This is a genomic window from Halorussus salinisoli (genome assembly GCA_005239435.1).
Taxonomy (GTDB): domain Archaea; phylum Halobacteriota; class Halobacteria; order Halobacteriales; family Haladaptataceae; genus Halorussus; species Halorussus salinisoli.
Window position 1 is genome coordinate 220,610 of sequence record SZNP01000001.1, and the last position, 14,615, is coordinate 235,224.

The following is a 14,615-nucleotide window of genomic DNA, read 5'->3' on the forward strand; positions in this document are numbered from 1 at the left end:
TCACCGCAGGTCGCGCCGCGCGGCGTCGAGTCGGTCGCGGACGAACGACGCCATCACGACGCCGAGTTCGTCGGCCGGAACGTCCGCCCGGGCACCGACTTCGCCGACCTTCCGGAGCGGTTTCAGGGTCAGTGCCGCCCGGTAGACGGCCCTCCGGGCGTCGAACCCCGGCGGAAGCGGCCGGACCGACTCGTAGCCCGCTATCAGCGCGCTCCGGAGGTCGCCGTCGGTCTCGGGGGAGTGGGGCTTCTCGAACCAGCCGAGTTCGGCGCGAGCGAGGTCGAACTCGCCGGGCGCGGCCCGGGCGACCTCCCAGTCGAGGACCGACGACACGCCGTCGTCGCCGAACCGCAGGTTGTCGTCCTCGTAATCGCCGTGGACGAGGACCGGGTCGCCCGCGTCCTCGAACGCGGCGGCGTGGTTCCGGACGAACGCCACCACGTCTCCTCCGAGGTCGGCGAAATCCGACCCGGCGAGGCCGTCGCTCCAGTCGGCGACCCACTCGGCGAAGAGGTCGGGCCACGACTCGCGGGCGTCGAGTTCCAGCCGGTCGTCCGCGGGCCGGAGTTCGCCGTGTGCCTCGAACGGGAACGCCTCGTGAACCCGCGCGAGGGTCGTCCCGGCGTCGCGGAGGCGGCGCTCGCGGACCTCGCGCGGTGCGTCCCCGTCGTACTCGCCGCCCGCCGCGAACGACGCGACGTAGCAGTTCTCGCCGTGGACGAGGAGGTCGGGTACCGGGGCCGCACCGCTCTCGGCGACGTGCTCGTGAACCAGCGCATCGCGGTGTAGGCCGGTCGCGTCGTCGCGGGCGAGTTTGCAGACCGCGCGCCGCCCCTCGAACTCGACCTCGTGGACGACGTGGCGGTCGGTCGTCAACAGTTCCTCTCGGACCTCGAAGTCGTTCGTTACCGATGCGAGCGCGTCGCGTACGTCTTCCGGTGTTTCCGTCATGGGTTGTGCGCCGCGTTACGTGCGGCGACCGGTCGTGCTACGGGCCAGTGCCGCGGCTACGACCGAAAGAAGGTGCGCACGCTCCACTTCTCGGGAGCGCGACTTGAACGTTCGGTTACTCGACTGTTCGCCGAGTTTCGCGCTCGGAAGCGACAGGAGTTCCACCTTCGGAAATGTATTTGTTCTCTACACCACTCTCGACGTTGATCTGAGAATTGTATTTGTTTCTCGGTCGGGATTCCATCGCGCTCCTCGCGTTACGACTCCCGGCGTACAGTACTGTGTAGTCCGGTCCTGATTGGTCTGTGAGGGCTGGTGTCGAGAGACACCGACGCCCCGCGAGAAGCGAATCAGACGAGTTTTGTACCCCGAAAGAGACACTCCGAGTCGTGCCGCGGTTCGACTACCCCTGTCCCGACTGCCGGACGACGAGTAGCCTCCACGGCCCCGACTGCGGGTTCGAAGGCGCGTCGTGGTCCGACATCGAGAAGGCCTACACCGACATCGTGGCGGTGCTGTCGGGCAACGCCCTCCCCGAGGACGCGCTCCGGAACGCCGTCCACGGTCGGTGGAGCAACCTCCACAAGGCCGCGCTGGACCGCCTCCAACACGAACAGCGCGTGATGGAGACCGAGAGCGGCCAACTCGAACTGCTGACCGCCGCCGAGTACAAGGAACACGTCACCGACCCGAACGTCGAACCCATCAAGACCGTCGCAGAGAAGGGGTCGGTGCCGGGTGCCCACGACAACGCCGTCTTCGCCATGATCGCGTGGTACGAGATGGTGGGTCTCTCGTGGGAGGAGACTCGCGAGCGCGTCGTGGACTGGCTTCGCAACACTGGAACGTGGACCCGCGGCGGGTTCGAGGAGGCTTCGCCGCAAGAACTCGTGAACAAGAAGCGCCACGTCTACGAGTCGGGCTACGGTTGGAAGGAGAAGGCCGAGGCCGCGAAGGCGGTCATCGACCGGAGTCTGTAATCGAGGAGTCGGTGTCGGTGCCGATTACGGCTTGCGCTACTCGTTTTGGAGAGTCGAAGGAGAAGGTTCCGCAACCGAGTTAGTCGCTCTGAATCCGCGGCGCGAGCATGAAGGTGACGTTACCCTGCCCCTCCGCGATGTCGAAGTGAAGTTTGACGGGGAACTCCTCGCCGAGTTCGACCGTGACCTCGGCGTCGCTCGGGATGGCCTTGTTCATGTCCTTGAGGTAGTCGAGGCTGAACAGCGACCGGGCGGGACCGGCCTGCAGGTCCACGAGGTCCTCGCGGTCGAGTTCGAGGCGCACGTCGTCGGTGTCGCCCTCGGCCTCCACGACGAAGGTCTCCTCGTCGGCGTCGACCGCCAGCGCGATGTGGTCGGACACCATGTCGGCCGCCGTGACCGAGCGGTCGATGTCCTTGCCCTCGACGACGATTTCCGCCGGGAGGTCGAGGTCCGGGATGTCGGGTTCCTGTCGGATAGAGTCGGGGTCGATGAGCGCGAGGGTGTATTCGAGACCGTCGATCTGGATGTGAAGCTTCCGGGTCTCCTCGTCGAGTTCGAGATGAATCGGCTGGTCGCCGGTCGCCATTCCCGCGATATCTTCGAGTCGGTCGAGATTCACGCCGATGATGCCGCCGTCGGCCTCGTAGGACTCGAAGGCGGCCGCGTCGAGTTCGAGGTCCACCATCCCCACGTTGGCGGGGTCTACTGCCCGAATAGCGAGACCGTCCTCTTCGAGGTGGATCTTACACTCGTCCACCAGCACGCCCACGGAGTCGATAGTGTCCTTGAGCGTGTCGGCGCTCACGATAGCCTTAAACATCTTGGCAAGTGGTACGAACCCCCGGCATAAAAAAGACCCGTTCGGGCGCGCACGCGTGAGAGCGTACGCGGAACGAACCATTACTCGGTTCGAGCGAAGGTGGTAAACCACTCGCTCGACTACTACCTCCCAACTAAATGAGCCACAAAGACCACTACTACAACAAGTCGAAGCAGGAGGGCTATCGCTCTCGTGCCGCGTACAAACTCCAGCAACTCGACCGCGAGGAGGACCTGCTCCACGAGGGCAAGACCGTCGTGGACCTCGGAGCGGCCCCCGGCGGGTGGCTACAGGTCGCCGCCGAGGAGGTCGGCGAGACGGGAACCGTAATCGGCGTGGACCTCCAGCGAATCGACTCCATCGACGGCGTGGAGACGGTTCGCGGCGACATGACCGAGGAGTCCACGAAGGAGGAGGTCCGGGAGATTGCGGGCGACGCGGTGGACGTGGTCGTCTCCGACCTGGCCCCGAACATGACCGGCGAGTACAGCGTGGACCACGCCCGGTCGGTCCACCTCGCCCGGCAGGCGTTCGAGACGGCGCTCGACGTACTCGATTCGGGCGGCGACTTCGCGGTGAAGGTGTTCGAGGGCCAGGACCTGGACGAGTTCCGGTCGGACCTCGACGAGGAGTTCCAGTACGTCCGGACGCTCCGTCCCGACGCCTCCCGCGACTCCTCCTCGGAGGTCTACCTCGTCGCCAAGGGCCGGATGACCGCGCCCGTCGAGGAGGGCGACGTCGTGGAAGTCGAAATCGTGGACGAGGGGTCGGAGGGCGACGGCGTGGCCAAGGTCGAGGAGTACACGCTGTTCGTCACCGGTGCCGATCAGGGCGAGACCGTCGAAGTCCAGGTCACCGAGGTCAAACCCCGGTTCGGGTTCGCCGACCCGGTGTAGCCCGAGTCCGTCACCGCGAAATCCAGCAGTACGTCTGAATCCCGCCGAACACGAGCGCGAGTACGCCGTTTTCTATCAACAGGAACAGATGCGCCTGTCCCGGGTCTACTTGCCGGACCACCAGCAGCAGAATCGCGAACACCGTCGCCAGTACGAGGTTGTACTTCGCCAGCGCCGACCAACACGACTGGTCGAGTTCGATGAGACCGTCGCTGCCCATGTCGGTAAATCGAGACGGAGGCGGAAAAGCCGGACGGGTGTCACGAACCGCGGACTCGCCGTGTGTCAGATGCGCGCGCCGACGTCGGCCCACCTGACCAGCCCTCTGAAGAAGATGACGATGCCGACCAGGAACGCGGTCAGCGCCGCGAGCATCGACGTCGAGTCGAGTGACGGACCACCGAGGAAGGGTCCCCGGACCAGCATCCAACCGCCGAACAGGGTCACGGCGAGGCCGAAAGAGGCGGTCAACCCACCGAGTAGCTTTCGCATATTCGTCTGGCTCACTCAACCACACTCAAGAAACGCTTTTGGCCGTTAATTGACCAGTCAGTTACTAGTCTGGTTGTGCGCCTCGTCGAGCCACGTCGGTTCTTCGACTGCCGTCTCGCCCACGTCCGAAACCGTCATCGTGACCGAGATGCGCGACGCGGCGTCGTCGCGGCCGGTCCGTATCGACGCTTCGAACCGATGGACGACGCCCTGCTCGTCCACGAGGATGGTCGCGTTGTAGTCCGTAACGTTCGTCCCGTCGGGCGCGGAGACGTCGCTCCCGTCTGCTCGGAGAACGACGACTGTCGTACCGTCGACGTCGCGGACGCCGGTCGGCGTGAAGTTCGCTCCGACCTGTCCGGCGAACCGGTCGAGATAGGACGCGCCGGAGTACGACGACGGAACGAGTGACGTACCGTCGGACGTGCGCTCGGACGTCTGATACGTCGCGTCACCGTCGGTACCGATTCGGAGGTAGCGTTGCTCGGCGGTCGTGTACAGTTCCATCGCTCGTTTCGTGTCCGAGACGTTCATTCGCACGTTGTCGCGGTTCGGCCCGACCGCCGCTCGTAGGGCGGTCGACCGATTCGACTGCGAACTGCTCTGGTTCACGTCGAGTCCGAGCGCGAAACTACTCCCATTCAGCGCCTCGGTGTGGCTCTCTCCGAGGGCCGAGACGTTCGTTCCGTTCTCGGAGACGCCTGCCGGATAGGAGACGTCTTCGAGCGACTGTTCACCTGCACCACCGTCGCCGGTGAGCGCGCCGGAGCAACCGGCGAGGGCGACGAGACAACTGATCGCGAGTAACTGGAGGGCCTTGCGTCGCATGTGAATCCACGGTACGCGAGGGGGCAGAAAGAGCCACCGGTGTCAGTCGGGTGTGGGTGTCAGTCGGTAGGCGGGTGCGAGTCGCGGGCGTCCGCCGGAGGAATCGGTCTGGGGTCCGCGTCAGTCGGCGGTCCGCGGCGCTGGCGCGGCCGACCCGCGCGACCGGAGATAGCCGACCGCGGCGTAGACGAACGGGGTGTCGACGACCGCGATGAGGAGTTTGAGGACGTACTGGCCGACCACGAGTCCGAGAAGCGCGTTCAGGGCCTGCGGGTCGCCGCCGCGGAGCGCGGGCATGACGGCGAACCCGACGAACACGAAGATGAAGGTGTCGAGGAGTTGGCTCGTCGCCGTCGAACCGACGTTCCGGACCCAGAGGCGCTCGCCGTCGGTCCACTCGCGGATGCGGTGGAAGACCAGCACGTCCCAGTGCTGGCTCACGACGTAGGCCAGCAGGCTGGCGACGACGATGTCGAGACTCGCGCCGAGGACGCGCTCGAACGTCGCGGGGTCGATGGAACCGAACGGCGCGGCGGGCGCGGCGATGGTCGAGTAGACGAGCGCCAGCAGGACAAAGTTCATCGCGAACCCGACGTTGACCATCTTGTGGGCCTCGTCGGGACCGTAGAGTTCGGAGTAGCAGTCCGACGCGAAGAAGGTCAGGGCGTAGGCCAGCGCCGCGCCCGGCATCACCAGCATGTCGCCGGTGAACGGGAGCGAGGCGGGGATGGAGAAGCCCAGTAGCTTCGAGGCGGTCATCTGGGCCGTCACCAGCGCGGTGACGAACAACGCGACCAGCGCGATGCGTCCGGTAGGGAGCGGTGTGGTCTCTCGGTAGTGGTCGGTCATCTTCGAGTCCTCGGTCAGTCGTCTTCGAGTCGGCCGTGTCGCTCGTCGATTTCGTCCAGTACGTCCAGCATCTTTCGCACGGAGGCCCGGATGGCCTCGCTCCGGTTGACGAACTTCCCGTCTTCGCCGACGTGGTCGTCGAGGTCTTCGAGGAGTTCGTCGGGCACTTCCACGCTTATCTTGCTCATACTGGGGTATTATCGCTCGGTGGTTTAAACTGTTCGAGACTCCGACGTGAGCGGCGTCGAGCGCGAGTTCAGAAATATTTAAATTTCTATCGAGATTGTATTTCGTTCTATTAGAACGTTTTAGACACTTCGGTTTGCCATCTGAACGTCTCGCTCTGCGAGCGAACGGTGTCTGCTCGGACGCGACCCCGGTCGAGACGGCGTGTGCGCTAGCTACTGTTCGGTGGGCAGAACGAGTCTTCCGGAGTAGCGCCGAAACCAACGTCGAGAGACCGGCGGGTCGCGCCCTACCGCCGACCGCCGAGCGTCACGAGCCAGAGACCGCCGAGTCCGATCAAGTACGCCACCGAAATCGGGATGGCGAGGAGGAACATCGTGTAGAGGCTCCCGGGCGTGGCCAGCCCTGCGACCGCGAACACCGCGATGGTAACTTCGCGCCAGCGGTCTTTCATCGCGTCGAACGAGACGATACCGCCGCGCTCGAACAGCCACATCGTCAGGGGTATGTCGGCCAACAGGCCAATTCCGGCAGTGGTGAAGAACACCAGCCAGAAGAAGTTGCTGACGCGGTAGGAGATTATCATCTCGGCCCGAACCGCGTCGGCGACCAGCCACGAGATGACGGTCGGCGCGACGACGGTGTAGCCGAGGGCGCTCCCGGCGACCAGACCGACCGCGATGGTGCCCGACCAGAGACCGAACACGTTGCGGCTACCCGACGCGAGTCCGCGCTCCTTCATCGCGGGCCACGCGTAGTAGAGCACGAGCGGCAGGACCGCCACGGCCCCCAGCAGGGTCGCGATCTTGACCTCGAACACCAGCGCCTCGACCGGGTGGAGCGTCACGATGTTCAGCACGGTCTCGCCCGACCCCATCTCGGGCCTGACCTCGGCCGGAAGCCGCGAGAGGAAGTCCTCGCGGATCTTGCCGATGCCGCCGCGGTAGAGGAACGTGAACACGCTAGCGAGGACCGCCATGAACACCGCCACGATGCGGAACATCTTGGACGTGAGACTCTCGAAGATGAACCGGAGGTCGTAGAACCACCCGCCGATGTCGTCCTCGGTGGTCTCGTCCTCGGTGAAGGCGTCGGCCATGCCCGCGGCCGTGCTTTCGAGGACGTTACCCGAGGACTCGGGTTCGTCGGGTTGGCGGGGGAAGGTCGCCTCGTTCAGGTCCTCGTCGTCTTCGCCGGCCTCGGCCGCCGCCTCTGCTCCGGCGGCCCCCGCGGTCTCGGCGGCGTCCCCTTCGGCCTCCTCGTCGTCCTCGGGGTTGAGCTCGTCGTAGCGGTCGAGGATGGCCTGGGCCTTCTCGGGATCGTCGGCGTCCATCGCCTCGCGGGCGTAGCCGACCGCGTCCTCCTCGCTCATGTCGGCGAAGATTTCGGGTGGGGCCGCCCGGACCGCCCCGGCGTCGAGGGTCCCGAGGTCGATGTCGGCGGGAGCGCCCGCCGAGGGTACGCCGACGCCACCCGCGGCCATCGCGGCACTCGCGGCCTCGTTGAGCGCCTGCGTGAGGTAGTAGAGGAACACGGCGACGAACGCGACCAGTGCGACCGCCCCGGACGCGACGAGGACGGCCTCTGCACGCGGGAGACCGAGCGCCTCACCGACCGCCGGAAGTGCGTACTTCGCGGGAAGTTCCGCGTTCACGGACGCGACGCCGACGCGCGTGAAGAAGGTCCTGACGAGCAGGAACGCCAGCACGGGGACGCCGAGCATCCGTATCCAGTTGTCTCGGACCACTCCGGCGAAACTGAGTCGCTCGCTCCCGCGCTTGAGCGTCACGACGATTTTCGTGAGGTAGAGACTGAAGCCGTACAGCAGGATGAGCGGCGTCGCCCACATGATCTGGGTGAACGGGTCGGGCGGCGAGGCGACGGCCCCGAAGAGGAAGATACCCATGACGGCGTAGCGCCACTTGTCGCGGAACGTCTCGTACGGGACGATACCGGTGTAGCCCAGTCCGCTCATCACCAGTGGGAGTTCCGCGGCCAGTCCGAACGACAGCGAGAGGAACGCGATGAACTCGGTCCACTTCACGATGGAGTAGCGCGTCTCGAAGCCCGCGGTGATGGCGTTGTTGGCGAGGAACTTGAACATCAGCGGGAAGAACACGCCGTAACCGTACAGCATGCCGCCGACGAACAGTCCGAGCGCGAGCAGGACGAGAACGGCGATTTTCCACCGAGCGATGGGGGCACCCGGATACCACGACTGCTGGCGGAGCGAGTCCCGAGAGTAGTAGAGCAGTACCGGGAGTGCGATGATGATGCCCGCGACGGCACCGATCTTCGCCTGCAAGAGGATGACGTCGAACGGGGTCACGGCGATGATGGTGACCGACTCGGCCAGCGACGGCGGCATCTGGGCCTTGGTGACGCTCTTGAGGAACGGCCACCCGACGGAGCGAAGCGCGTAGAACGAGGCGACGAAGCCGACGAGGAAGACGACGAAGACCTTCTGGAGGTGGTCTTGCGCCGTCGAGAGCATCGCACCGACGGTTTCGCGGCCGCTGTTGACGGTGCGGGCGGTGTCCTCGTCTACGATACTACTTCCAGTCCCAGACATTCTTTGGGAAGGGTAGCCGTGTCTTAGTTATCAATCTTCTCGTCCTTCCAAGAGAAGAAAGCCTATAATGACAGGACTGCTTAGAGCGACTGAATGGCTGACGAATCGGAGGCGACGGCCAGCAATCTCTCGCCCGCGGAGGACCACGGAACCGCGCCGAGAGAGACGGAAACGCTGAACGATCCGGCGTCGAGGCCGGACGAGCCGCTCGAAGACGAGGAGATGCCGCTGGCCGACCACATCGAGGAGATGATAAAACGGCTGGCTATCATCATCGCCGTCGCGGGTCTCGTCACCGCCGTCGCGCTCCCGTTCTCGGAGCGAGTGATCAACTTCCTCTGGTACAGCATCATCCCGTTCGACCAGTTGGGAGAACAGGCGCGCCCTCGGCTCTACCACCCCTTGGCGCTGGTGCTGACCGAACTGAAGGTCGCTAGCCTCGCCGGAGTCGTCATCGCGCTTCCAGTGTTCGTCTACGAGACGTACCTCTTCATGCGGCCGGGTCTGTACCCGCACGAGCGCCGGTACTACCTCGCGGCGGTGCCGACCAGCCTCGTGCTGGCGGTCGTCGGCGTGAGTTTCGCGTTCTTCCTCGTCCTCCCCGCGGTGTTCACGTACTTTATCACCTACACCAAGGACGCGGCCGTCCTCGCGTTCGGACTGAGCAAGACGTTCAACCTCATCCTGATGCTGATGGGGTATCTGGCGGTCGTGTTCCAGATTCCGCTGTTCATCATGCTCGCCATCATGATGGGCCTGACGACCCGTCGATGGCTCGCGGACCGCCGACTCCTGTTCTGGGGCGGGTTCCTCGGCGTCTCGTTCCTGTTCACGCCGGACCCGACCGGGATGGCACCCATCCTGGTCACGCTGACCATGATCACGCTCTTCGAGTCCACCCTGTTCCTCCTGAAGTGGACGGGGAACTGAGGTCCGTTTTCCCGCCTTCCGATGCACAACGACACGTTTCCCTCGGCGTAATCGGCATATAACTAAGGGGCAAGGATACCAAGAACAGGTAGCGTTCGCGCCTGCCACATAGCTCGCGTGCCAGCAGCTACAACATCGCAGTTCGCGTGCCAGCAAACTGCCACCCTGGGTGCGAACGCCCATGCCACTTTCTACGACCCAACTGGCGAGTGACTACCGTCCTACTCGGCGGTCGGATACTCCGAATCGAACACGTCCTCCACGAGCGGTTCGTCCAGGTCGGTCGACTCGTCCGTCTCGCCCTCGGGACTGACGCTCCCGGTCTGATACCCCTGAAGGTCGAGCGTCACGTGGTCGAATCCGAGGTCTGTCAGTCGCTCGCGGGCGGCCGCCGCGAAGTCGGGATTCAGCGCCGCGTCGAGCTCGTCCTCGCCGACTTCGATGCGGGCGAGCCCGTCGTGGTCTCGGACGCGGAACTGCGAGAACCCCCACTGGCGGAGCAGCGTCTCGGCCTGCTCGACCCGCGAGAGTTTCTCCTCGGTGACTTCGAGTCCGGTGGGAATCCGCGACGAGAGGCAGGCCATCGAGGGCTTGTCGGCCACCGACAGGTCGTAGGCGTCGGCCAGTTCCCGGACTTCCTCCTTGTCGACGTCGTGGGCCAGCAGTGGCGAGTAGGCGTCCAGTTCCTCGACGGCCTGGAGTCCTGGTCGGTGGCCGCCGTCGGCGTCGCTGGCGTTCGTCCCGTCGCAGACGACCGGGAGACCCAACTCCTCGGCGGCCTCGAACATCTTGCCGAGGCGCATCGTCCGGCAGTGGTAACACCGGTCGTCGTCGTTCACCACGAAGTCGGGGTCGTCCAACTCGGAGAACTCCACGATTTCGTGTCGGACGCCGATTTCGTCGGCGACCCGCTTGGCATCGTCCAGCTCCGCCTCCGGCAGGGTCTCGCTCTTGGCGGTGCAGACCACGGCGTCGTCTCCGAGCGCGTCGTGGGCCAGCGCCGCGACGACGCTCGAATCCACTCCGCCCGAGAACGCGACGAGCACTCCCTCGCGCTCGGCGAGGTCCTCGCGGACCGCCTGCGCTTTCTCCTCGATGGTAGCCATGTCTCGGCGGTTGGAGTCGGCGAGAGAAAAGCGCGTTGAACGCGGCGGCGACTCGTGAAAAAAGAGCCCTTTCGACGCACTGAGTAACATCCTGTCCGTGCGCGGCCACGTCCGGCCAAGCCGATCTTGTAGGTGTATCGCTGTCTACAGACGACGAAGCCGAGTGGCTCGGAGTTCGACCTCGAGGCGGTTCACGCCGGACGACCCATCGTCCAGAGGAACGTCGGAGTCTGGCCGTCGCTCCGTGGCTCGAAGAACTCGGTCACGAGGTCGTCGTAGAAGGTCAGTCCGGTCGCGCCGAGGTCTCGGTGGGCGTAGGCCGCCAAGTACAACCTTCCGGCGGTCAGCGACGCCTCCAGTTGGGCCGCGCGATAGCCGCGGTCGCCCAGTCGCTCGACCACCGCGTCGAGGTCGGTCAGGAAGAACGCGCAGAGACCCGCGTCGCCAGCGAGTCGCTGGTCGAGCGCGAGGTGGGCCGCCTCCCGTCGGAAGTCGCCCTCCCGGAGCAGTTCGAGTTCACCCGCTTCGGGGTGGTACTGGTACGCGCCGGGAGCGACTTCCGCCACGTCGTGGACGACGAGGTAGCAGTCGCCGAACTGGAGCGCGGGTCCCTCGGGGTCCCGGAAGTCGGCCGGGAACCCCGAGACGGCGCGGTCCAACACGGTCGATACCTTCCGGAAGTTGAGGGTCTCGCGGTCGTACTCCCGACACGACCCTCGCCGCCGGACGGTCCGGTGGAGCGGCGTCTTCGCCGCGCGGGCGTCGTCCACGGGGTCTAACTCGACTCGCGCTCCGTCGCCCGGCGGCCGAGTCCCCACGCCCGAGTCCTCGGGTCGCTTCTCGCGCCACTCGCGGGCCGCCGCCCCGTCTTCGAGGGCCGACCCGCGGTAGGCGGCCGGAATCAGGTCGTACTGCTTCTCGCGGCGCGAGAGGGGTTTCGTCGCGGGCGAGAGCGGTTCGACTCCGGGCGCGTCGGGAATCGGCTCCTCGGTTCCGATCCCGGTTCCGGTTCTAGTTCCAGTGCCGGTTCCGACCGGGACGAGTTCGAGCGGCGCTTCCCGCTCCACGTCCACGCCGAGCAAGTCTGCGACCTGCCGGTCGGCGAAGCCAGCCACGACACCTGCCGAGAGGTCGAGCGCGTGCGCGACGCCGAGGAGGTTGGCCAGCACCGTCCCGGAGTCCCAGAAGGCGTGGCGGTACGTTCGCTCGCGGTACTTCCACGCGTTTCGCCACCACGTCGAGGTGGCGACGACGGTCAGCGGTGCGTCGGCGACTCGCTCCTCGTCGCCCGTGGCGTCTGCGAGGACTTTCCGGTAGTCGCCCTCCCGAAGCACGTCGAGCGAGAGCGTTCGCGGGTCGAAGTGGTAGACCCCGGCGTCGAGGTCGGGACGGTCGGCGGTTTCGTCGCCGCCGTCTCGTCGCGCCTGGGGCTCGACGCAGTCGCCGGTGACGAGATAGAGGTCGACGTGGTAGAGCGCCCCGGTGCAAGCGGCCGCCCGGAAGAGAATCTCACGCTCCCCTCGCCGGATTTTCTTGGTGACGCCCGCTGCGTAGTAACAGAGTTGGGTCAGGTCACCGAGGTCGGGGGTTCGAGTCTCCCCCGAGTCGGGGTTTCCGCCGGCGATGGCGGCCAACGTGGGACGTTGCGGCGGGCGTACTCGTCTCGGCAGTGCGACTGTCGGCAACTCCTCGTAGATTTTGTACGGCGTGGGCTTGTTCGAGAAGTCCAGACCGAAGTTCGAGTTCCGGAGTCGTTCCGGGGAGTGTTTCGTCTGCTCGTGGTACTCGCGGGCGGAGACGCGCTCGGCCATGCCATCGAATAACGTGGCTGCGGGCAAAAGTTCCCGGTCGAGACGACCACGTGACCCTCCGCGAATATTTTTAAGCACGGGGTCGGTAGTCCACGCCGAATGGAGTTGGAGGCGATACCCGGCGTCGGGTCGAAGACGGCGACGGCGCTCTCGGAACTCGACGACCCCGAGCGTGCGCTTCGAGAGGGTGACGTGGCCGAAATCGCCAGTGCCCCCGGCATCACGGAGGGCCGAGCGGCAGCAATCGCGCGAGGGGCCATCCGAGAGCGCCACGACGACCCGGGCGGCTTTCTGGCGACCGACCGCGCCAAGGAACTCTACCGAGACGCGCTCGACCTGCTGAAGGACCGGACGGTCACGAGCTACGGCGAGAAGCGCCTCGAGATCTTCTATCCGAGCGGGGTCGGCTCTCGCATCGAGGAGGCCCGAGAGTTCGCCGAGCGGGCCACCAACCGCGACTCCGACCCCGAGGTGTTGGACGCCCTCGCCGACGTGGAACCCCTCGCAGAGCCGCGGGACGTGACGGTCCGAGACCGGTGTCTGGCGACCGCCGACGCCGAGCGATACAGCGAGGCCCAGCAGGCGATTCCGGAGTTGAGCGTCGAAGTGGTCGAGGACGCCCGCGACCTCGCGGACCTCGCGCGGGGCTACTCGACCGTGGTCGCGCTCGACGAGGAGTTCGCTGGCGTGGCAGTAGACGGCGACGTGCGGGTCGAACCCGACGCCCTGGAGCGCCCGGCCGAAATCGTCCCCGAGCGGGTGCTGGCCTTCTACGCGGCGAACCGCGAGTGCCTGCAGGCCGCCGCGCGGGTCCACCGGGCCGCGGGCATCGACCCGCCGCTGGACATCGACGCGCTCGAATCGACGCTCGAACGCGTGGACTCCGAGGGAACCGTAGTCGGCGACGACGAGTTGGACCGACTCTCCCGCGCCATCGACGACCTCGACGCCGCGGTCTCGACCGCCGAGAGCGTGGCCAACGACGAACTCCGGAACGCCATCGAGGAACAGGACGTGACCGTCGAGGGGTCGGACCTGCTCTCGCTGGTCGAACAGGGCGCGGGCGTCGATTCGCTGCTCTCGCGCGAACTCGCCGACGAACACGCCGAGGCCATCGAGCAGGCTCGCGAAGAACTGATAGACTCGCTGGACCTGGATTCGGGCGAGGCGGAGGTCGCTCGCCGGGCGTTCCCGGAGGAACCGACCTTCCCGGTCGAGCGCGACGAGGAGGTCGTCTCTCGCCTGCGCGAGGACCTGCAGGCCGCGAAGGACCGCCGGGCGGCCCGCCGGAAACGCGAACTCGCCGCCGACCTCGCCGACCGCCGGGCCGACGCCGAACGACTGGTCCGGACCGCGCTGGAGTTGGACGTGGAGTTGGCCATCGCGCGATTCGCAGAGGACTTCGACTGCGTGATGCCCGAGTTCGCCGACCACGGCTTCGACATCGAGGGCGGACGCTCCCCGCTCCTCGACGTGGACTTCGAGGACGTGGAACCCGTCGATTACGACGTGTCGGGCGTGGCGCTCCTCTCGGGGGTCAACAGCGGCGGGAAGACATCGACGCTGGACCTGGTCGCGCTCGTCACGATTCTGGCCCACATGGGTCTGCCGGTGCCCGCCGAGTCGGTCCGCATCGAGCGATTCGGCGAACTCCACTACCACGCCAAGACCCAGGGGACCCTCGACGCCGGGGCCTTCGAGTCCACCCTCCGGGAGTTCGCCGGTCTCACGTCGGGCGGGGCCGACCGCCTCGTCCTCGTGGACGAACTGGAGAGCATCACCGAACCCGGCGCGAGCGCCAAAATAATCGCGGGCATCCTCGAAGAGTTGCGCGGCAGGGACGTGACCGGCGTGTTCGTCTCTCACCTCGCCGCCGAGATTCGAGAGATGGCCGATTACGACGTTCCGGTGGACGGCATCGAGGCGAAGGGACTGGAGAACGGCGAACTCGTCGTGAACCGCTCGCCAGTGAAGAATCACCTCGCGCGCTCGACGCCCGAACTCATCGTGGAGAAGTTGGCGGGCGATTCGGACGGCGAGTTCTACGATAGACTGCTGAACAAGTTCTAGAACGTTGTACAAGTGTATTATAGAATTTATATTAATTACTTAAGAAACATTTTTATTGCTCCAGATGGGCTGCGGAAGTGGTCGAGAAGCTAGCTACTTCTTGGCCACGGAGTCCCGCACC

Annotated in this window: 14 protein-coding genes; 4 read left to right on the forward strand and 10 right to left on the reverse strand. The window is 65.8% G+C overall.

Annotated elements, in window-relative coordinates:
• The gene (locus E2484_RS05695; protein ID WP_137284264.1) at positions 1-951 is read right to left on the reverse strand and encodes a phosphotransferase enzyme family protein; all 951 of its coding nucleotides are present in this window, start codon (positions 949-951) and stop codon (positions 1-3) included.
• Positions 952-1,340: 389 nt separating this feature from the next.
• Between E2484_RS05695 and E2484_RS05700 the strand changes: the two genes are divergently transcribed.
• Positions 1,341-1,931 carry a DUF7474 family protein gene (locus tag E2484_RS05700; protein WP_137284265.1) on the forward strand — a complete coding sequence of 197 codons (591 nt, stop codon included), beginning with the start codon at positions 1,341-1,343 and terminating at the stop codon, positions 1,929-1,931.
• A 79-nt stretch (positions 1,932-2,010) separates the two neighbouring features.
• Here E2484_RS05700 and E2484_RS05705 read toward each other — a convergent pair whose 3' ends face one another.
• Positions 2,011-2,754 carry a DNA polymerase sliding clamp gene (locus tag E2484_RS05705; RefSeq protein ID WP_137284266.1) on the reverse strand — a complete coding sequence of 248 codons (744 nt, stop codon included), beginning with the start codon at positions 2,752-2,754 and terminating at the stop codon, positions 2,011-2,013.
• Positions 2,755-2,891: 137 nt separating this feature from the next.
• On the opposite strand from E2484_RS05705, the gene E2484_RS05710 reads away from it, so the two are divergent.
• The gene (locus E2484_RS05710) at positions 2,892-3,650 is read left to right on the forward strand and encodes an RlmE family RNA methyltransferase (RefSeq protein ID WP_137284267.1); all 759 of its coding nucleotides are present in this window, start codon (positions 2,892-2,894) and stop codon (positions 3,648-3,650) included.
• Between the two features lie 10 nt (positions 3,651-3,660).
• Here E2484_RS05710 and E2484_RS05715 read toward each other — a convergent pair whose 3' ends face one another.
• The 6 genes from E2484_RS05715 to E2484_RS05740 all read right to left on the reverse strand — a co-directional run bounded on the left by E2484_RS05715 (position 3,661) and on the right by E2484_RS05740 (position 8,577).
• Complete coding sequence (locus E2484_RS05715; RefSeq protein WP_137284268.1) at positions 3,661-3,870, reverse strand: hypothetical protein; 210 nt, start codon at positions 3,868-3,870, stop codon at positions 3,661-3,663.
• A 65-nt stretch (positions 3,871-3,935) separates the two neighbouring features.
• Positions 3,936-4,142, reverse strand: a complete 207-nt coding sequence (locus tag E2484_RS05720) for a hypothetical protein (protein WP_137284269.1) — start codon at positions 4,140-4,142, stop codon at positions 3,936-3,938.
• 57 nt (positions 4,143-4,199) lie between these two features.
• Positions 4,200-4,970 (reverse strand): DUF7537 family lipoprotein, encoded by a 771-nt coding sequence (locus tag E2484_RS05725; RefSeq protein ID WP_137284270.1) that lies wholly within the window; start codon positions 4,968-4,970, stop codon positions 4,200-4,202.
• A gap of 120 nt (positions 4,971-5,090) precedes the next feature.
• On the reverse strand, positions 5,091-5,819 hold the full coding sequence (locus E2484_RS05730) for a queuosine precursor transporter (protein WP_137284271.1): 729 nt from the start codon (positions 5,817-5,819) through the stop codon (positions 5,091-5,093).
• 14 nt (positions 5,820-5,833) lie between these two features.
• Positions 5,834-6,007: a ribbon-helix-helix domain-containing protein gene (locus E2484_RS05735; RefSeq protein ID WP_137284272.1), complete on the reverse strand. Its 174-nt coding sequence runs from the start codon at positions 6,005-6,007 to the stop codon at positions 5,834-5,836.
• A gap of 287 nt (positions 6,008-6,294) precedes the next feature.
• Complete coding sequence (locus tag E2484_RS05740) at positions 6,295-8,577, reverse strand: twin-arginine translocase subunit TatC (RefSeq protein ID WP_137284273.1); 2,283 nt, start codon at positions 8,575-8,577, stop codon at positions 6,295-6,297.
• 93 nt (positions 8,578-8,670) lie between these two features.
• On the opposite strand from E2484_RS05740, the gene tatC reads away from it, so the two are divergent.
• The gene (tatC, locus tag E2484_RS05745; protein ID WP_137284274.1) at positions 8,671-9,507 is read left to right on the forward strand and encodes a twin-arginine translocase subunit TatC; all 837 of its coding nucleotides are present in this window, start codon (positions 8,671-8,673) and stop codon (positions 9,505-9,507) included.
• Between the two features lie 221 nt (positions 9,508-9,728).
• Here the strand turns inward: tatC and larE are convergent, their stop codons facing one another.
• Complete coding sequence (gene larE, locus E2484_RS05750) at positions 9,729-10,613, reverse strand: ATP-dependent sacrificial sulfur transferase LarE (RefSeq protein WP_137284275.1); 885 nt, start codon at positions 10,611-10,613, stop codon at positions 9,729-9,731.
• 191 nt (positions 10,614-10,804) lie between these two features.
• Entirely contained in the window at positions 10,805-12,424 is a 1,620-nt protein-coding gene (locus E2484_RS05755; protein WP_137284276.1) for a SagB/ThcOx family dehydrogenase, read from the reverse strand.
• A gap of 99 nt (positions 12,425-12,523) precedes the next feature.
• Between E2484_RS05755 and E2484_RS05760 the strand changes: the two genes are divergently transcribed.
• Positions 12,524-14,494, forward strand: a complete 1,971-nt coding sequence (locus E2484_RS05760) for a MutS-related protein (RefSeq protein WP_137284277.1) — start codon at positions 12,524-12,526, stop codon at positions 14,492-14,494.
• Positions 14,495-14,615 lie beyond the last annotated feature (121 nt).